Origin of the sequence: Gordonibacter pamelaeae, assembly GCF_003340385.1 — a bacterium.
Classification (GTDB): Bacteria; Actinomycetota; Coriobacteriia; order Coriobacteriales; family Eggerthellaceae; genus Gordonibacter; species Gordonibacter pamelaeae.
Window position 1 is genome coordinate 408,157 of sequence record NZ_PPTS01000001.1, and the last position, 17,947, is coordinate 426,103.

The 17,947-nt window shown below is 66.1% G+C and carries 15 protein-coding genes; all 15 read left to right on the forward strand.

Annotation, left to right across the window (positions count from 1 at the left end; genetic code table 11):
- Positions 1–30 precede the first annotated feature (30 nt).
- The gene (locus C1877_RS01735) at positions 31–1,371 is read left to right on the forward strand and encodes an alpha-D-ribose 1-methylphosphonate 5-triphosphate diphosphatase (protein ID WP_114568202.1); all 1,341 of its coding nucleotides are present in this window, start codon (positions 31–33) and stop codon (positions 1,369–1,371) included.
- A gap of 1 nt (position 1,372) precedes the next feature.
- Entirely contained in the window at positions 1,373–2,071 is a 699-nt protein-coding gene (locus C1877_RS01740) for a phosphonate C-P lyase system protein PhnL (RefSeq protein WP_015540048.1), read from the forward strand.
- Positions 2,068–2,961, forward strand: coding sequence for a phosphoribosyl 1,2-cyclic phosphate 1,2-diphosphodiesterase (gene phnPP / locus C1877_RS01745; RefSeq protein WP_220149882.1), 894 nt, complete (start codon positions 2,068–2,070; stop codon positions 2,959–2,961). The genes C1877_RS01740 and phnPP overlap by 4 nt, the downstream gene beginning before the upstream one ends.
- Before the next feature lie 230 nt (positions 2,962–3,191).
- Positions 3,192–4,193: an ROK family protein gene (locus C1877_RS01750; RefSeq protein WP_181813769.1), complete on the forward strand. Its 1,002-nt coding sequence runs from the start codon at positions 3,192–3,194 to the stop codon at positions 4,191–4,193.
- On the forward strand, positions 4,190–5,728 hold the full coding sequence (locus tag C1877_RS01755) for an SLC13 family permease (RefSeq protein ID WP_114568204.1): 1,539 nt from the start codon (positions 4,190–4,192) through the stop codon (positions 5,726–5,728). The genes C1877_RS01750 and C1877_RS01755 overlap by 4 nt, the downstream gene beginning before the upstream one ends.
- A 221-nt stretch (positions 5,729–5,949) precedes the next feature.
- Positions 5,950–6,765, forward strand: coding sequence for an ABC transporter substrate-binding protein (locus tag C1877_RS01760; RefSeq protein ID WP_015540047.1), 816 nt, complete (start codon positions 5,950–5,952; stop codon positions 6,763–6,765).
- A gap of 18 nt (positions 6,766–6,783) precedes the next feature.
- The gene (locus C1877_RS01765) at positions 6,784–8,226 is read left to right on the forward strand and encodes an amino acid ABC transporter permease (RefSeq protein WP_015540046.1); all 1,443 of its coding nucleotides are present in this window, start codon (positions 6,784–6,786) and stop codon (positions 8,224–8,226) included.
- A gap of 13 nt (positions 8,227–8,239) precedes the next feature.
- Complete coding sequence (locus C1877_RS01770) at positions 8,240–9,037, forward strand: amino acid ABC transporter ATP-binding protein (protein ID WP_015540045.1); 798 nt, start codon at positions 8,240–8,242, stop codon at positions 9,035–9,037.
- Positions 9,038–9,382: 345 nt separating this feature from the next.
- Entirely contained in the window at positions 9,383–9,733 is a 351-nt protein-coding gene (locus C1877_RS15100; protein ID WP_147274493.1) for a hypothetical protein, read from the forward strand.
- Positions 9,734–9,865: 132 nt separating this feature from the next.
- Entirely contained in the window at positions 9,866–11,014 is a 1,149-nt protein-coding gene (locus C1877_RS01775; protein ID WP_015540044.1) for an N-dimethylarginine dimethylaminohydrolase, read from the forward strand.
- A gap of 246 nt (positions 11,015–11,260) precedes the next feature.
- Positions 11,261–12,427: a DMT family transporter gene (locus C1877_RS01780; protein ID WP_015540043.1), complete on the forward strand. Its 1,167-nt coding sequence runs from the start codon at positions 11,261–11,263 to the stop codon at positions 12,425–12,427.
- A gap of 31 nt (positions 12,428–12,458) precedes the next feature.
- Positions 12,459–13,019 carry a hypothetical protein gene (locus C1877_RS01785; protein WP_114568205.1) on the forward strand — a complete coding sequence of 187 codons (561 nt, stop codon included), beginning with the start codon at positions 12,459–12,461 and terminating at the stop codon, positions 13,017–13,019.
- Positions 13,020–13,365: 346 nt separating this feature from the next.
- Positions 13,366–14,715 carry an MFS transporter gene (locus tag C1877_RS01790; RefSeq protein WP_015540041.1) on the forward strand — a complete coding sequence of 450 codons (1,350 nt, stop codon included), beginning with the start codon at positions 13,366–13,368 and terminating at the stop codon, positions 14,713–14,715.
- A gap of 172 nt (positions 14,716–14,887) precedes the next feature.
- A complete protein-coding gene (locus tag C1877_RS01795; RefSeq protein ID WP_041239578.1) occupies positions 14,888–15,484 on the forward strand; it encodes a TetR/AcrR family transcriptional regulator in 597 nt (198 codons plus the stop codon).
- Positions 15,485–15,685: 201 nt separating this feature from the next.
- Positions 15,686–17,941 carry an amino acid permease gene (locus C1877_RS01800; protein ID WP_114568206.1) on the forward strand — a complete coding sequence of 752 codons (2,256 nt, stop codon included), beginning with the start codon at positions 15,686–15,688 and terminating at the stop codon, positions 17,939–17,941.
- The last annotated feature ends 6 nt before the right edge of the window (positions 17,942–17,947 follow it).

Below are 17,947 nucleotides of genomic sequence, written 5' to 3' on the forward strand. Positions count from 1 at the left end.
CAACCTATGACTCCTCGAAAGGACCCTCCCGTGAACGACAACTCCTGCATCATCCGCGGCGGCACGGTGGTGTGCGCCGACCGGGTGCTTCCCGACCACGACGTCGTGGTCATCGACGGGCGCATCGCGGCCATCGAGCCGGCCGGCGCGCGCGAGTTCGACGCGCAGCCCGACGCCACGGTGGGCGTGCTGCCCGTGGTGGATGCGCGCGGCGCGTTCGTGGCCCCCGGCCTCATCGACATCCACTCGGACTACGTGGAGAACGTGGCCTCGCCGCGTCCGAGCGTGGTCATGGACCTGAACACATCGCTGTACAAGGCCGACCGCGAGCTCGTGTCGCATGGCATCACCACCATCTTCCACTCCCTGTCGGTGTACGGCGCGCACATCTTCGATCACAAGCCCATCCGCGACTTCGGCAACGTGAGCGGCCTCATCGAACGCGTGGCCGGCCTGCGCGCGGGCGAGGAGCGCGACCACCTCATCCGTCATCGCCTGCACATGCGCGTGGAGCTGGACTCGGTCGACCTCTACGACGACATCGAGGAGTTCCTGCGCTCCGGCAAGGTGGACCTCGTGTCGTTCATGGACCACACGCCCGGCCAGGGCCAGTACCGCGATCTCCTGCTGTTCGGCGACACGCTCAAGGGGTATCGCGACGTCACGGACGAGGAGGTGCGCGACATCGTCCGCATGCAGCAGGAGAGCAGTAAGATGACGTACGCCCAGATCGCAGCGCTGGCGTCCATCGCGCGCGAACGTGGCATCTCCATCGCGTCGCACGACGACGACAGCGCGGAGAAGCTCGCGTTCATGGACGGCCTCGAGGCGTCCATCTCCGAGTTCCCCATCTCGCTCGACGTGGCCCGCGAGGCGCGCGCCCGCGGCCTGCACACGGTGGCCGGCGCGCCGAACGTGATGTTGGGCCACAGCCATTCCGGCAACTTGAGCGCACGCGAGGCCGTGGAGGCGGGGGCCATCGACGTGCTGTGCAGCGACTACTACCCGGCGGCGCTGCTCGACGCCGTGTTCACGCTGCGCGACGAATGCGGGCTCGACATCGCGCGGGCCTTCGCGCTCGTGTCCGTGAACCCGGCGAAGGCCGCCGGCATCGCCGACGAGGTGGGCTCGCTTGCGGTGGGAAAGCGCGCCGACGTGCTGCTCGTGCGCGAGATCGCCTGTGGCGAGGCGGGCACGCGCACGATGCCCGTGGTCACGCGCGCGTTCGTGGGCGGGCATTCCGTGTTCCGTTCGCACTACCCCGACCAGCCCCTCGGCTACGCCCGCGACCTGGGCGAGCGGATCGACGCCGCCCGAGCCGACGCCGCCCGAGCCGACGCCGCCCGCGCTCTCTTTCCCGAGGCGGTGTAGCATGGCGCTCCTGGAAATCGACGATCTCTCGAAGTCGTTTTTGCTGCACCGCGTGGACCGGCGCATCCAAGGATGCCAGCACGTGAGCTTCGCCCTTGAACCGGGGCAGTTCGTGGGCATCACGGGCCGAAGCGGCAGCGGGAAGTCCACCATCCTGCGCTGCATCTGGCGCACGAACCTTCCCGAGCAGGGACGCATCCTGTACGATTCCGCGCGCTTCGGCCTGCTCGACCTGGCGCAGGCCACCCAGCGCCAAATGCTCTACCTGCGCGCCTACGAGCTGGGCTACGTCTCCCAGTTCCTCAACGCCCTGCCGCGCCAAACGGCCCGCGACATCGTGCTGAAAAGCGCGCTCGAAGCCTACGGCCCCGACGAGCGAGCCCGCGCCGAGGCGGAGACCGAGCGCATGCTGCGCCACTTCGACCTGGACGAGGGCCTGTGGGAGCTCTACCCGCGCACGTTCTCCGGCGGCGAGAAGCTGCGCCTGAACATCGCCGCCGCCATGATCAAGCGCCCGCGCCTGCTGCTTCTGGACGAGCCGACCGCCTCGCTCGACAACGCGTCGAAGCTCAAGGTGCGCACCCTCATCGAGCAGCTGAAGGCCGAGGGCACCACCATGCTCGGCATCTTCCACGACCTCGAATTCATGGAAGGGTTGTGCGATCATGAGTTCAACATGCAGGAAGGGATGATGGCGTGAGGAACGGGCAGGCGAGCTCCAAACAAAAGGGAACGGATGTTTCACGTGAAACATCCGGAGACGCGGCGGCGACCCCAAAGCGGGCAGACGCCGTCGCGCCCGTCGCCGACCTCCACGTGCACACCACTTTGTCGGACGGTTCGGACACCTTCGAGGAAGTGCTCGCCCAGGCCCGCGAGCGCGGCATCGGGCGCGTCGCGTTCACGAACCACGACACCACGCGCGGCCTGGACGGTGCCGTTGTGCTCGGCGAGCGCTTCGGGGTGCAGGTGACGGGCGGCATCGAGGTGAGCGCCTACGACTTCAAGCGCGACCGCAAGGTGCACGTGCTCGGCCTCGGCCTCTGCGAGGACGCCCCCGCGCTCGTCGCCCTCTGTGGCCCGCTCCTCGAGCGCCGCAACGCGAACAGCCTCTGGCAGCTCGACCGCCTGGTGGAGGCCGGCTACCCCGTCGACGCCGAGCGCGCCCTCGCGCTCGGCCGCGCCTCCACCTGCCTCTACAAGCAGCATCTCATGGCCGCGCTCACCGACGAGCCCTACGTGAGCCCCGCCTACCGCGCGCTGTACCGCAGCCTGTTCAAGGACGGCGGCATCTGCGATCGCGACATCGCCTATGTGGACGTCCGCGATGCCGTGCGCGCCATTGCGGAAGACGGCGGCATGCCCGTGCTCGCGCATCCGGGCCAACAGGACAGCTACGATCTGGTGCCCTCGCTGGCAGCCTGCGGCCTCGCCGGCATCGAGCGCCATCACCCCGACCATACGCCCGCCGACCACGCGCGCTGCACCCAGCTGGCCGAGCGCTACAACCTGGTTTGCACCTCCGGCTCGGATTACCACGGTCGCTTCGGCTCCATCCCCCACGTGGGCTACCGCGTTCCCCAAGCCTGACCGCGGCGCCGTCGAGCTTTGCCGGTGCAGGTTTGCCTCCCGCCCGGATGCCGGTTCGTCGGAAAAGCCGTCTTGCGGCGAAAAGTTGAATCGTCGTGGCCGGCCTGCGCCTGCCGTTCGCGCTACACTTACCACCTATGGAAAAGCAAACCTCGCATATTGCTCGGCGCGCCCGGCCCCGCGGCCCTGTCGGCCGCCTTCCCGACGATCCCGTCATCCTCGGACTCGACGTGGGCGGAACGCATACGAAGATGGCGGCGTTCGATTTCGACGGCGAGCTGCTGGGCGCCCACGCGTTCGACTCGCAGCGCGTGCTGGCCGCCGGCTCGCAGGGGAGCATCGCGCACGAGGCCGAGGCGGCGCTGGCACGCGCGGGCGTCGAAGCCGGCCAGGTGGCCGCCGTGGGCCTGGCGATTCCGGGATCGGTTTCCGAGGGCGGCTCTCTCGAGCTGTGCCCGAACATCGACCTCGACCTGGAGGCCTGCACGTCCCTCCTGCGCGCTCGGTTCCCGCAGGCGCGCCTTGCGGTGCTGAACGACGCCGACGCCGCCGTGCTGGGCGATTGCTGGCGCGGCTCTGCGAGCGAGCATGCCGGCGGCAACGTCGCGCTCGTCACGCTGGGCACGGGCGTGGGGGCCGGCTTCGTCTTCCGGGGCGTGCTCTACGGCAGCGCGCACGGTGCGGCGGGGGAGGTGGGCCATCTGTGCGTCGACCCGCGCGAGCAGGAGCCCTGCTCGTGCGGCAGGGCGGGCTGCCTTGAGCAGTACGCCTCGGCCAAGGGCCTCGTGCACACCGCCCGCCGCGAGCACGCCGCCCGCCGCGAGCTGGCTTCCCGTACTGCTGCGTCGCCCTCTCTCGAAGACGCTGCCCGCGCCGCCGCCGAGGCGTTCCCCGACGCGCGGGCCGTCCTCGATGCCGCGGCACGCCGCGATCCGTCGGCCTGCGCGGCGCTCGAGCGCTTCTCCGAAGCGCTCGGCTTCGGGCTGTCCCAGATAGCCTGCGTCGTCGACCCGGACGTGCTCGTGCTGGGAGGCGGCCTGTCCGAGCGCGCCGACCTGTTCCTGGGCGCCGTGCGCGCCCGCTACCGTGCCTGCGCGCTGCCACCGTGCCGCAACACGCCTATCGTCGTCTCGAAGCTGGGCAACGCCTGCGGTATGTACGGCGCGGCATCCCGCGCGCTCGACCTGCTTGCGCGCGGCGAGTGCTCCGGCACGGGGGAGCGCCTGCTATGACGAGCGCACGCCGCGGGCGCGCTTCCGTGCGCCCGCTTGCCTCGCGGATCGCCCGGTTCGCGCGCGAGCGCACGGTGCTGCTCGTGTCGGCCCTGGCCGCCTTGGCAACCGTGGCCTTCGTTCCGCCCGACGAGGCGTACCTCGGCTATTTCGACGTGAAGACGCTCGCCTGCCTGTTCGGCATCCTCGCCGTGGTGGGCGCGCTGCGCGGCATCGGCCTGTTCGAGCACGCGGCGCGCCTCATCGTGGCGCGCTTCGCCACCTGCCGGTCCGCCGTGGCGGCGCTTGTGGGGTCAACGCTCGTGCTGTCGATGTTCGCCACGAACGATCTGGCGCTCATCATGATGCTGCCGCTGTCCGCCGCCACGCTGCTCAAGGCCGGGTGGGAGCGCTCGCTCCCGTTCGCGTTCATCATGCAGAACCTCGCGGCGAACCTCGGCGGCATGATCCTGCCGTTCGGCAACCCGCAGAACCTCTACCTGTACGAGTGCTTCTCCATCCCGCTGGGCGATTTCCTCTCCGTCATGACGCTGCCCTTCGCCGTCTCGGTCGCGCTCATCGCGCTCTGCTGCGCCCTGTTCGCGAAGCCCGAGCCCCCGCAGCCAGCGAAAAAACGAGCAGCAGAGAAGGGGGCGGCGGAAAAAGGGGAGATGAAAGAACGAATGCAGGAAGAGCGAATTCGGGGGAAGCGGTCGGCGGTAAAAGGAGCAACGGGTATACGGGCAACGGAAGAGGGAGCGGCGGGAAAGCAGGTAGCGGGAACACGGGCAACGGAAAATTCGCTTGTGGACGAGGGCCGGCAGCAGGTAGCCTTCCCCGCATCCGGCGAGCCCCTCCAACGAACGGATGTTTCACGTGAAACATTCGGGCCCTTCGCCGTTTCCAGTGGGTCGCCTCGGCAAACCGCTAGAAACGGCGAAGGACCAACATCCGCCTTCGAACAAGGGAGAGGTGCCGATACCGCCGCGCCACGCATCGTCTCGGCGCGGCGGGCGCGGGCGCTCGGCTATGCGGCGCTCCTGGTGCTGGTCATTGCCTCGGTGTTTCGGGTCGTGCCCTATCCGGTGGCGGTGGGCGCCGTCGTTGCCGTGCTCGGCGTGCTGGACCGCCGCGCGCTGCGCACGGTGGACTGGGGGCTGCTGCTCACGTTCGCCTGCTTCTTCGTGTTCGCGGGCAACCTGGCGCGCATCCCGGCCGTGGAGGGCTTCTTCTCGTTCTGGATGGGCGAGAGCGCCCTGCTCGTTGCCGCCGGTGCCAGCCAGATCATCAGCAACGTCCCCGCCGCCGTGCTGCTGTCGCATTTTGCAGACGGCTACCAGGCGCTGCTCGTGGGCGTGAACATAGGCGGCGCCGGCACGCTCGTGGCATCGCTTGCCAGCCTCATCACGTTCAACGAGTACCGCCTCGTCCGCCGCGGTTTCCCCAGCCGCCCCGCGCTCGCCCGCGTCACGCCCGGCGCCTACCTCGCGCGCTTCACCGCGTACAACGCGGCCTTCCTCGTCGTGCTCCTGCTCGTGTGCGCCCCCTTCGTGTAGGGCCCCGGCGTTCGCTCTCGAAGCCCCTCCCGTCGCTCCACCGCTTTAGCGCGCTAAACCACACGCACGCCAAAACACCCCGTTCGCGGGGGCCCATTCATCGAAAACGTCGGTCGGCGACGGATAACTGTTTGAAAAGAGGGGGCCGGCGCTTTATAGTAGTGCGACTGCATCATACTTCATGACGTGAAAGCGAGATGCAGAGGAAAGGGGAGAGACCAATGAACATCAAGAAAATGGTTGCGCTCGTTGCAACCGGCGCCCTCGCGGCATCGCTCGCGCTGTTCGGCTGCTCGTCGGGCGACGGGCAGGACTCCGGCGCGAAGGACGACAAGGCGGCCGGCAACGAGTCCGGCTACACGCTGGTGAACGACGGCAAGCTGACGGTGGCGGCTTCGCTCGACTTCCCGCCGTTCGAGAACCTGAACGGCGACACGCCCGAGGGCTTCGAGGTGGAGCTCATGGGCCTTCTGGCCGAGGAGATGGGCCTGGAGATCAACTACCTGCCGTCCACGAAGTTCGACACCATCGTTCCGCTCATCCAGACCGGCGGCAAGGCCGATGTGGGTGTTTCGGGCATCACCATCACCGACGAGCGCCTGGACCAGGTCGACTTCACCGACGCCGTGTGCGACGTGAACCAGAGCATCACCGTGCTCAAGGATTCGGGCGTCACCGACGTGGCGCAGCTCGAGGGCAAGAAGGTGGGCGCCCAGACCGGCACCACGGGCTACGAGTGGGCTGCCGAGAACATCAAGGACGTGGAGATGGTGGGCTTCGACGAGATGACCGCCGTGTTCCTGGCGCTGCAGTCCGGCCAGATCGACGCCATTGCGGTGGACCTGCCGGTGGCGAACTACTACGTGAAGACGGCCTACACCGACTGCCAGGTCATCAAGGAGATCCCCACGGGCGAGCAGTACGCCATCGCGGTGAGCAAGGACAGCCCCGAGCTGACCAAGGCGCTCAACACGGCGCTCAAGGCCGTGCGCGAGAACGGGAAGTACGACGAGCTTGCCGCCAAGTGGTTGCAGTAACGCACAGATAGGGTGAGCATGCAGATCGCATTCGCATTTGCGCGGAAACACCTCGCAGGCGCCGCGGCGGTTCTCTTCGCCGCGGCGCTGGCGGTCTCGTTCGTCTTGCCGGTCCAAGCGCACGCGCTCGACGTGGAGCGCTGGACCGCCAAGCCGAACAAGGACGGCGACAACACCACGGTTCTGGGAGCCACGGCGACGCGCGTCACGTGGCAGGGCCAGACGGCGGAGGACGAGTCCCTTGCCTCCGTGACCATCGAGATGCCCGAGGGCACCACCGTCGGGGCCGAGAACGTGAAGACCACCGTGCTCGTGGGGCTCGATCGCCTGGATGCGGCGTCCGAGGCCGTCGTGGACGGCAACGACGTCACGGTGACGCTCGCCGAGCCTGCGCCGGCCGGTGCGCTCGTCATGGTGGAGTGCAACCGCACGCTCCTGCCGGGCGGCGGCGGGTCGTTCGGCCTGGCGGGCAGTTACACCACGGCCGACGGGCAGCGCCACGACATGCCGGCCACGGACCAGGTCATCAACGTGACGGGCACCTCGCCCGCCGAGCAGCTGTCCAGCTGGCTCAACCAGCAGGACTGGGTGAAGGCGTGGAACTCCAACAAGTTCCTGCACCTGTTCTTCGACCCGGCCATCATCGTCACGTCCGTGCCGGCGCTGTTCGCCGGCTGGCTCGTGTCGATCGGCGTGGTGGTGGTGAGCTTCCCGCTGGCCATCCCCCTGGGCCTTCTGCTGTCGTTTTTACGCATGGCGAAGCACCGCCTTCCGCGCGCCATCGGCGCCACGTACATCAACATCGTGCGCGGAACGCCGCTGTTCCTGCAGCTCTACATCGCGTTCTTCGGCCTGCCGCTCATGGGCGTGCAGATGGACAACTTCACCATGGGCGCCATCGTGCTGGTCATGAACTCCAGCGCGTACCTGGCCGAGATATTCCGCGCGGGCATCCAGTCCATCAGCCAAGGGCAGTTCGAGGCGGCGCGGTCGCTGGGCATGAACGGTGCGCAGACCATGTTCTTCGTTATCATCCCGCAGACGGTACGGCGTGTGATTCCCACTATGACCAGCGAGTTCATCCTCATGTACAAGGACACCTCGCTCCTGGCCGCCGTGGGCGTGACCGAGCTCATGATGTACGCGAAGACCATCACGGCCGCCACGGGCAACGTGACGCCCTATATCGTGGCCGCCGGGTTCTACCTCATCGTCACCATTCCGCTCACGAAGCTCATCAACACCATGGAAGCGCGCATGTCCAACGGGCGCCGCAAGCATAAGAAGGGCCCCGCCGACCGCAGCATCACGTCGGCCGCCTCGGTGGTGCCTGATTCCGACGCCGGCGTGGCGCGCAGCATCCGCCTGTCCGAGACGTTCGCCGGGCCCGCCTCGCAGACCGACGCGGCAACGCGCATCTACGAGGATGCGAAGCGCAACGGCAACCATATCAGCCATTAAGGAGGTGCGGATCATGAGCGAAGCGAACAACGGCGCGGCGGGTATCGGGGCGGCAGACATCGCCGGCGCGGACGCTGCGGACGAGACGGTCATCCGCATCGAGGACCTGCGCAAGACGTTCGGCGACAACGAGGTGCTGCGCGGCATCGACCTCGACGTGCGCCGCGGCGAGGTAGTGGTGATCCTGGGCCCGTCCGGCTCGGGCAAGTCCACGCTGCTGCGCTGCGTGAACCTGCTGGAGAAGCCCACGGGCGGCCGCATCTTCTTCGAGGACACCGAGATCACCGCGAAGAAGACTGACATCAACAAGGTGCGTGCCAAGGTGGGCATGGTGTTCCAGAACTTCAACCTGTTCCCACACCTCACGGCCAAGAAGAACGTTATGCTGGCGCAGCAGAAGGTGCTGCACCGCAACAAGGAGGAGGCCGCGCGCATCGCCGAGGAGCAGCTAGAGAAGGTGGGCCTGGGCGAGCGTATAGACTACCGGCCCTCCGAGCTCTCCGGCGGCCAGCAGCAGCGCGTGGCCATCGCCCGCGCGCTCGCCATGGACCCGCACGTCATGCTGTTCGACGAGGCCACGAGCGCGCTCGACCCCGAGCTCGTGCGCGACGTGCTGAGCGTGATGAAGGAGCTCGCCCGCGGCGGCATGACCATGATCGTGGTGACGCACGAGATGGGCTTCGCCCGCGACGTAGCCGACCGCGTCATCTTCATGGACGGCGGCCACATCGTGGAGCAGGGCACCCCCGAAGAGGTGTTCGACCATCCGACGTCCGACCGCACGAAGGACTTCCTGGGCCATATCTCGTAGGGGCTCCTCTTTCAGCCGGCCAAAGGCGCGTCACCTGCATAGCCGGCCGAAGATGTGTCGCCGCATAACCGGCCGAAGGCGTGCCGCCGCATAGAGCCGGCTGGGGGCATGCGTATCGGGGGAGCCGTCCGGCGCATGGAGAAACCTCCGAGGTTGACCACATGCGCCGGACGGCCTCCCCTGCACGCGTGGTCCCTGCCGGCTGGATGGAAAGGCGGCATTGCCGGCGAATGGAAGAGCGGCGTATGGCCCGCCGGAAGGAAGAGCGGTGCAGGGGCTGGAGGGGAGCGTTGCGCGGCCGACTGAATGGAAGCGGCGGCGGATGCTTGCAGGGGGAGGGGGTCGATGAGCGGCAAGATATGTTTTTTCCCGCCCCCTCTATCCCGGCGATTCTTCGGAGCCCCTCGTTTTGTGCAAAACGCCGCTGTTTTTCCTACGGCAACCGCGGGCAGCCCCCCCTGCATGAGGTTACGATTTGATTCCTTTTTATGCAGAACTATGGAAACAAAGAAGAAGAATATCCAATATGGTCATGATCTCGTTTCGCGCAAAGCTTCACCAAACCGTAATATTTTTGTGCATATGAACAAGATCATTGTTTTTTTGTTAAAAATCATTCGAAAATTTGTGTTGCAGGTGAACAAAAAAGATGGTATAACTTCCTCAACGGCAAATCTGGTAAGCATGCGACGGTAGGAAAACCGGGAGCGTCATGAACCACCAGTCTCCCAGCACTCTGAGTTGCAGCGCAAAAACCAGCAAGCTGCAGTAGTATGTAGTGTGCCACCCAACGGTAGCGAAGAGCGCTGCCACAGAAAGGAGACTGTCATGGCGAAGATAGTCAATTCTTGGAACGACTGGGATCCGCTGAAGCGCGTCATCGTGGGTCGTTGCGACAACTCGATGATCCCCCCCGAGGAGCCCGCGACTTCCGAGAAGGTGCCTGTCGACTCCGAGATGCGCGGCATGTGGGGCCTGCGTCCCCTCGCCACCGTCGAGCGTGGCAACGAGTGCCTCGAGAACCTCGTGAAGATCCTCGAGGACCGCGGCGTCGTCGTCGACCGTCCTACCCCGCTGCAGTGGAACCAGGCCATCGGCACGCCGGACTTCCGCAACGACTCCATGATGACCTGCATGCCTCCGCGTGACATCCTGCTCACCGTCGGCAACGAGATCATGGCCTCCGCGAACTCCTTCCGCTGCCGCTACTTCGAGTACCTGGCCTACTGGCCCCTCATGAAGCAGTACTTCGACGAGGATCCCGACTTCCTGTGGACCCAGGCCCCCCGTCCCCGCCTGACGGACGCCTCCTACAAGCACAACTACTACGACGAGAAGATCACGCTGGAAGAGCGCCTCGTCCGCACGGCCAACAAGGACTTCGTGACCACCGAGGTCGAGCCGATGTGGGATGCCGCCGACGTGATGCGCATGGGCAAGGACCTGTTCATCCAGCACGGCCTGACCACGAACCGCACGGCCATGGACTGGTTCCAGCGCTACTACCCCGAGTACCGCGTGCACGCCGTGAACTTCCCCGGCGACCCGTACCCGATCCACATCGACGCCACCTTCGTGCCGCTGCGTCCGGGCCTGATCATCAACAACCCGCACCGCAAGCTCCCCGAAGAGCAGCGCGCCATCTTCGAGGCCAACGATTGGCAGATCGTCGAAGCCGCCCAGCCGGCCCACGACGAGCCGCCGGCGCTGTGCTACAGCTCCGTCTGGCTGTCCATGAACTGCCTCGTGCTCGACCCGAAGACGGTCATCGTGGAGGCTTCCGAGGTTCACCAGCAGGAGCAGATGGACAAGCTCGGCATGAACGTCATCCCCTGCGACCTGCGCGACGCCTATCCGTTCGGCGGCGGCCTGCACTGCTCCACGGCTGACGTCTACCGCGAGGGCGACTGCCTCGACTACTTCCCGAACCGCGTCAAGGATCCCACCCTGGTGCGCCCGGAGATGTGGAACGACTAGTCGCTTAGCCGCCTAGCACAACAAGCCACTTGCTGAAAGCAAGCGTCGATTAACAGAAGAAAGGGGATCTGGCAGGGTTTATCGCTCCAGATCCCCTTTCCTGCTCTTCAACCTATACCACCGCATGCACGATTCGGCCCTGTGAGGCCGACTAGGTACCCGTATACCCATTCGGCCTCACAGGGCCCGATTTGCGGCTGGCAAAGGGGATTTCCTTTTTCTTGCTACTGGTTTTAAGGAGGACCAATGGCAGATACCAACAAAACCACCAACACGCCGGATCTGGGTGACAAGCCCGAGCTCGGCAACGGCAAGGACGGCTCCGGCAGCTACCAGATGAGGGTGGGCTTCGGCACCATCGCCATGCTCATCTCGGCGACCGGCATGGGCCTCGTGCCGCTGTTCAGCCGCTGGGCTACGCGCACCGACATGTTCAACGGGGCGGCGGGCCTGAACGCCGGCGATTCCATCGGCGCCCTCATGGCCGTGGGGCGCATGGGCATGGGCGTCCTCTTCTTCGTCGTCCTGCTTCTTGCCACGCACAAGGTGCATGTGTTCAAGAAGCTCAAGCTCACGCCGGCTATCGCGCTCGGCGGCCTCATGATCGGCATGTCGCTGGCGTGCTACGTCACGTCCACGCTGCTCACCACCGTGTCGAACGCGGTTCTGTTCATCTACATAGGCCCGGTGGTCTGCGTATTGCTCGCGCGCATCTTCCGCAAGGAGCCTATGTCCAAGCTGCAGTGGATCTGCCTGGGGGCGGTGTTCATCGGCATGCTGTTCGGCAACAACCTCATGGGCTTCGGCGACAACGGCTTCTTCGTGGACTTCAACCTCGTGCCGTCCACGCCCGAGTTCCCGCAGAAGGGCATCGGCGATGCGTTCGGCCTCGCTTCCGGCTTCTTCTACGGCGCCTCGATGTTCTTCAACGGCTATCGCAAGGACGCCGACACCACGGCGCGCGGCGTGTGGAACTTCATCTTCGCCGTCATCGGCGCCGGCTCCATCACCATCGTGCTGAACTCGCTCGGCAGCATCGACCCGAGCATGGCCAACTGGGCGCTCAACATCCACTTCACGCCGTTCAACTGGATTGGCACCGTGCTCCTGTGGATCATCTGCGGTCCCATCGCGCTCGGATTCCTGCTGGTTGCCGGCCGTAACCTGCCTGCCGCAGACTACGGCACCATCGCGTACTGGGAGGTGCCCGTCGCCATCTTCGTGGGCCTCGTGGTGTTCGGCGAGGCGCTCACCATCAACACCATCATCGGCGGCCTGCTCATCATCGGCGGCGGCGCAGTGCCCTCCATCAGGGGCATGATCGTCGGCCGCAAGCAGAAGCAGCAGGAGGAGATCAGCGAGAACCTGGCTGCCCGCCTGGAAAAGGCCGAGGAAGACGAGCATCTGCAGTAGGCCGAGCGAGAAGAAAGGAACGGTGTGTCATATGAAGATCACGACCAATCTGACCCACATCGCCACCGAGGTCGAGTTCGAGCCTGCCCTGACCGAGGAGCAGCTCAAGGAGGCGTTCGGGGCAGTCGGCCTCAAGGGCTTCCCCGCCGAGCTGGACATTGCAGAACGCACGGAAGAGCATGTGCAGATGATGGCGCTGGACTCGTTCCTCGGGTTCGCCCAGACGTCGGGCGTGGCGGCCGTCACCTACGATGTGACGTATTTCCCGCATGCCGATGACGCCGAGGTGACCTACCAGCTCAAGCAGCTTGCACGCGAGCTGGAGATCAGCGCCGACGTTATCCGCGACGTATGCGCCGACGAGATCCGCGAGTACCTGGAGCTCGACGCGAAGCGCGATGCCAACGCCCCCGTGCACAGCATCGTGGAATGCTACGTGGGCGGCACGGCGTTCGCCTGGTACGGCATGAACGAGTACCCGCGCTTGAAGCGCATCATCCTGCGCAAGCTGGCCCAGGGCGGTCAACGGGCCAAGCACAACTTCATCATGCGTGCGAGCAAGGAGCAGGTCGACCTGCTCGAAGATTACTGATAGCCGACTGGGCACGACAGGGGTTCTGAAAACGCGGCGGCTCGGTTCTGCCGGCCGCCGCGCCTCGGGCATCGCAGCGTCGGGGTTCTCGCTGCGATCTTCCCTTGCCGCCGCTTGCTCCAGCTGGTTTCCGCGCGTTCCGCGCCTTCTCCCAGACCCCGGTCGCGGAGCGCTGCCTGCCGGGTAAACGTTACATCTTGGTGGTAGGCCGAGTTTTGGCGTTATCATAACGGTTGCTGGAAGCGTATCTCCCCATTTTTGTCAGGAGGGCTCCACATGAAGCGAAGGCTTGCCAAGCGGTTTTGTCCCCGGCTCCACAAAGCCGCGCATTTCTTAGGGGGCTATCATGAATGTTGAAAGCGGTACTGCCAACGCTGTTCCTCCCCGGTCGTTCTCGGAAGAAGAGCAGCATAAAACCCTGAAAAAGGTCACGTTCTCGTCGTTCCTGGGCAATTTCATCGAATGGTTCGACTACGCGAGTTATTCCTACCTGGCCACGGTCATCGCGCTCGTGTTCTTCCCGGGCGAGGACCGCTTCGTGGCGGTGATGAGCACGTTCGCCGTGTTCGCGCTCTCGTTCCTCGTGCGCCCCATCGGTGCGGTGTTCTGGGGGAACATGGGCGACAAGAAGGGCCGCAAGTGGGCCTTGTCCATCTCCATCCTCATGATGAGCGGTGCGACGTTCCTCATCGGCTGTCTGCCCGGCTACGCCCTCCTCGGCGTGGGCGCGCCGCTGCTGCTGCTTGCGCTGCGCATGGTGCAGAGCTTCTCGGCCGCCGGCGAGTATGCGGGTGCGGCCACGTTCATCGCCGAGTACGCGCCGAAGAACCACCGCGGCTTCTACTGCTCCATGGTGCCGGCGTCCACGGCCACGGGCCTGCTCGTGGGCTCGCTGTTCGCCACGTTCATGTTCAACACCTGGGGCGCCACGTCGGACTTCGTCGTGGACTGGGGCTGGCGCATACCGTTCTTGCTCGCGCTGCCGCTGGGCTACATCACGCACTACATCCGAACGTATCTCGAGGATTCCCCGGTGTACGAGGAGATGCAGGAGCACCTGAAGCAGCAGGGTTCCAGCGTGAAGCATCCCATCCGCACGCTGTTCAAGAAGCACCTGCGCGTGCTCATCATCTCGTTCGGCGCCTGCGTGTTGAACGCCGTGGGCTTCTATGCGGTGCTCACCTACCTGCCGAACTACCTCGAGACCACGCTGAACTACGATCCGAGCGCGGCATCCATCATCACCACTATCGTGCTGGTGGCCTACATCGGGTTCATCTTCGTGTCCGGCCGCATCTCCGACCGCTTCGGCCGCAAGAAGATGCTCATCATCGCCTGCGTCGGGTTCATCGTGCTCACCATCCCGGCGTTCATGCTGCTGGGTACGAAGAACTTCTGGATCATCCTGCTGGTCGAGCTGGTCATGTGCCTCATACTCACCATCAACGACGGCACGCTGTCCAGCTACCTGACCGAGACGTTCCCCACCGACGTGCGCTACTCCGGGTTCGCGTTGAGCTTCAACCTGGCCAATGCCATCTTCGGCGGCTCGGCGTCGTTCATCTCGTTCTGGTTGATCGATATGACGGGCAACGACATCGCGCCCGGGTTCTACATGGTGTTCATCGCCGCGCTGGCGCTGGTGGCCATGATCCTGTCGCACGAGCACACGGGCAAGGACTTGTCCGAGGTGTAGGCGGGGTGCGTGCGCCGCGCGCTGCGAGGCCTGCCGGGAGCCGCTCCGTTGGGGCGGCTCCTTCTTTCGGCGGCCGTCCGGGCCGCGGCGGCGGGCCGTCTCGGCACCGGCGCGTATTTCATCGTATAATGGGGCGGTTGCAACAGCGGCAGGGAGCAGGTTGGAGGGGTCTATGAGCGAATCGTCAACGCCGAAGTCATTGAAGGCTCAGATCACGCGCACGTCGCTCGTGCTCGCCGCCGCCGCGCTCCTGCGCGAGGAGGGTCCCAAGGCCGTCACGTACCGCAAGGTGGCGAAGTGGGCCGGGGCGGCGTCCTCGTCGGTGGGCTACTACTTCGACTCCGTCACCGAGCTCTTGCACGAGGCGGGCATGTACAACATCCAGCTGTGGGCGCAGCGCGCCGAGCGGGTGGCGGATTTGTGCGAGAAGCTGGAGCCCGAGGAATGCCGCGCGCGCATTACCGAGCTTCTGACGCGCGCGTGCCTGCCGGACGACTCCATCGTGCCCAAGGCGCACTACGCGCAGCTCATCGGCGCGGCTGATTCGAGCGTGGTCACGGAGGCCTACCGCAAGGGCCGCGTTCTGCTGGATGCCGCCATCGCGCGCATCCTCGAGCGGGCGGGCGTTCCCATGACGCCGCGCATCGTGGTGGCCATCGTCGATGGTGCCGCCGTGACCTCTATCTCCGAGGGTCTGGACGTGCGCGAGACCACCGGCAAACTGCTCGACGAGGCTATCGAGGCCTACACGAAGGCCGCTGGCTGCTAGCTGCCTGCGTTCCGCTTCGGGGCGTCCGCGCCCTCTTTCATATCCCGAACCTCACGCTTAAGCGACGGGAGGGTGAACCTTCTCCCCTCCGTCGTTCTCCCTTTCCTGCGTCTGATAGAACGGACGGACGCAAGCAAACGCGACGGCATCCATCTGCCTTTTGGGATGGCGGCGTCGCCCGTCTAGGAAAGGAGTTGGAGCATGAGCGAAACCCGTCAGCAGGCGGTCGCGCCCTCGGCCGATCCCGGCCCCGTGGGCAAGGTGAGCCGTCCGTCTTTCAAGCGGTCTTTGACGTTCTTCGGGTTCTTCGCCATCACCGCGTCCATGGTGATGACGGTGTACGAGTATCCCTCGTTCGCCTCGTCCGGGTTCCAGCTGGTGTTCTTCTTGATCATCGGCGGTATCCTGTGGTTCTTGCCCGTCGCCATGTGCGCGGCGGAGATGGCCACGGTGAAGGGGTGGGAGTCCGGCGGCATCTTCTCGTGGGTTGGCAACACGCTGGGGAGGCGCTGGGGTTTCGCCGCGCTGTTCTTCCAGTGGTTCCAGATCACGGTGGGCTTCGTGACCATGGCGTTCTTCATCTTGGCGGCGTTCGCCTACGTGGTGAAGTGGGACGCGCTGTACAACAACCCGCTCGTGATGTTCTTCGGCGTGGCCGCCATCGTGTGGATCCTCACGCTCACGCAGCTCGGCGGCACGAAGTACACGGCGCGCATCTCGAAGGTGGGCTTCGTGGGAGGCATCATCCTGCCCGTCATCGTGCTGCTGGTTGGCCTGGTCTACTACTTCGCCACGGGCGGCGTGTCGCAGATCAACATGACGCCGGCCACGTTCGTGCCCGACTTCGGCAAGGTGGATACGCTCGTGATCTTCGCGTCGTTCATCCTGGCGTACATGGGCGTGGAGGCATCCGCCTCGCACGTGAACGAGCTGAAGAACCCGAACCGCAACTACCCGCTGGCCATGATCATCCTGGCAGTGCTCACCATCGCGCTCGATGCGCTGGGCGGCCTGGCCGTGGCCACGACGCTGCCGGCGTCGGTGCTCGACGGCAACCTGTCGTTCGGCGTGATCGAGGCGTTCCGCGCCATCTTCGTGCAGCATATCGGCCCCGGCCTCAGCTGGATCGTGTTCGCGGTGGCGCTGCTTCTGGCGCTGGGTGTGCTGGCCGAGATCTCGGCCTGGATCGTGGGCCCGTCCCGCGCGCTGCTCGACACGGCGCACGACGGCATCCTGCCCCCCTCCTTCAAGAAGGTCAACAAGCACGGCGTGTCGGTGAAGACCGTGGTCATCCAGGCCTGCATCGTCACGGTGTGGGATGCGGTGCTCTGCGGCTCCATCGCGCTGTCCGGCGGGTCCAGCTCGTCGGTGGGCTACCTCACGGCCATCGGCCTGACGGTGGTCATCTACCTGGTGGGCTACGTGCTGTTCTTCCTCGGGTACTTCTACCTCATCTTCAAGAAGAAGGACCTGCCCCGTTCGTTCCAGCTGCCGGGCGGCACGCCGTTCAAGGCCATCGTGGCGGGCGCCGGCCTGTTCATGACCGTGGCAACGCTCATCATCTCGTTCTTCCCGTCGTCGAACCTCGATGCGCAGTCGAACATGGTGTACCAGGCCACGCTCGGCATCGCGTTCGTGATATCCGTGGCCATCCCGTTCGTCATCTACGCGCTGCGGCATAGGTGGGCTCCCCAGGGCCCGACCAACCGTGCGGCGGTCGGCGCGGCAGCTGGCGCGGGTGTCGGCACTGCGAGCGGCGCGCACGTTGCCGGCGCGCATGCCGGCAAGGGCGCCCCGGTGGGCACGGCGGCGCGTGCGGTGCCCCTGGGCCCGAATGCGCGCAAGGCGGCCCAGCCGTCCGACCCGGTGGCGGTTGACCCGAAGAAGGGCGCGGCCCCGGCGGCGAAGTCCAGCACGCTCGGCGACAGCGGGCCCATCAACAAGCGCACGCGGGCGACGGACAACCTCCGTGGCGGCGCGAAGCCGAGCGGCGCGGGAGCGGCCGGCATGTCGGCCGGGGGCGGGCCCGGCTCCGATTTCGGCGCCACGGTCGCGCGCGGCATCTCGGCGGCGGTGGTCAGCGTGACCAGCCGTCCCTCGGGCCCCATGGCGGTTGACTCCGGTCCCACGGTCAGCACGGACGACGTGCCGGCCGAGCCCCAGCCCGTCATGCGCGACGAGGTGGCGGTGCGCGAGATCGACCTCGACACGGGCGCGGGCGCCCATGAGGCACCGCCTGCCTGCGAGGCTCCCGTCGCGGCGCATGCGCGCAAGGACGACGTCAAGGACGCGGGCGAGGTGCGCGACGATCTGCTCGACCGCACGGCCGAGGGCGACCCCTCGCTGCGTGCGAGCGTCACCGAGGCCGTGGTGGGCGAGGGCGTTCCCCGCGCCGACCCGGATACGCCCGACCCGCGGCGCGAGACGGGCGTCGACACCAACAAGCCCGCTCGGTAGCGCGCG

Bases quoted from the DNA above. Each gene is read 5' to 3' on its own strand.
- C1877_RS01780 (WP_015540043.1), top strand. From the start codon at position 11,261: ATGGCAGATACCAACAAAACCACCAACACGCCGGATCTGGGTGACAAG.
- C1877_RS01765 (WP_015540046.1), top strand. From the start codon at position 6,784: ATGCAGATCGCATTCGCATTTGCGCGGAAACACCTCGCAGGCGCCGCG.
- C1877_RS01790 (WP_015540041.1), top strand. From the start codon at position 13,366: ATGAATGTTGAAAGCGGTACTGCCAACGCTGTTCCTCCCCGGTCGTTC.
- C1877_RS01775 (WP_015540044.1), top strand. From the start codon at position 9,866: ATGGCGAAGATAGTCAATTCTTGGAACGACTGGGATCCGCTGAAGCGC.
- C1877_RS15100 (WP_147274493.1), top strand. From the start codon at position 9,383: ATGAGCGGCAAGATATGTTTTTTCCCGCCCCCTCTATCCCGGCGATTC.
- C1877_RS01760 (WP_015540047.1), top strand. From the start codon at position 5,950: ATGAACATCAAGAAAATGGTTGCGCTCGTTGCAACCGGCGCCCTCGCG.
- C1877_RS01740 (WP_015540048.1), top strand. From the start codon at position 1,373: ATGGCGCTCCTGGAAATCGACGATCTCTCGAAGTCGTTTTTGCTGCAC.
- C1877_RS01770 (WP_015540045.1), top strand. From the start codon at position 8,240: ATGAGCGAAGCGAACAACGGCGCGGCGGGTATCGGGGCGGCAGACATC.
- C1877_RS01755 (WP_114568204.1), top strand. From the start codon at position 4,190: ATGACGAGCGCACGCCGCGGGCGCGCTTCCGTGCGCCCGCTTGCCTCG.
- C1877_RS01785 (WP_114568205.1), top strand. From the start codon at position 12,459: ATGAAGATCACGACCAATCTGACCCACATCGCCACCGAGGTCGAGTTC.
- C1877_RS01795 (WP_041239578.1), top strand. From the start codon at position 14,888: ATGAGCGAATCGTCAACGCCGAAGTCATTGAAGGCTCAGATCACGCGC.
- C1877_RS01800 (WP_114568206.1), top strand. From the start codon at position 15,686: ATGAGCGAAACCCGTCAGCAGGCGGTCGCGCCCTCGGCCGATCCCGGC.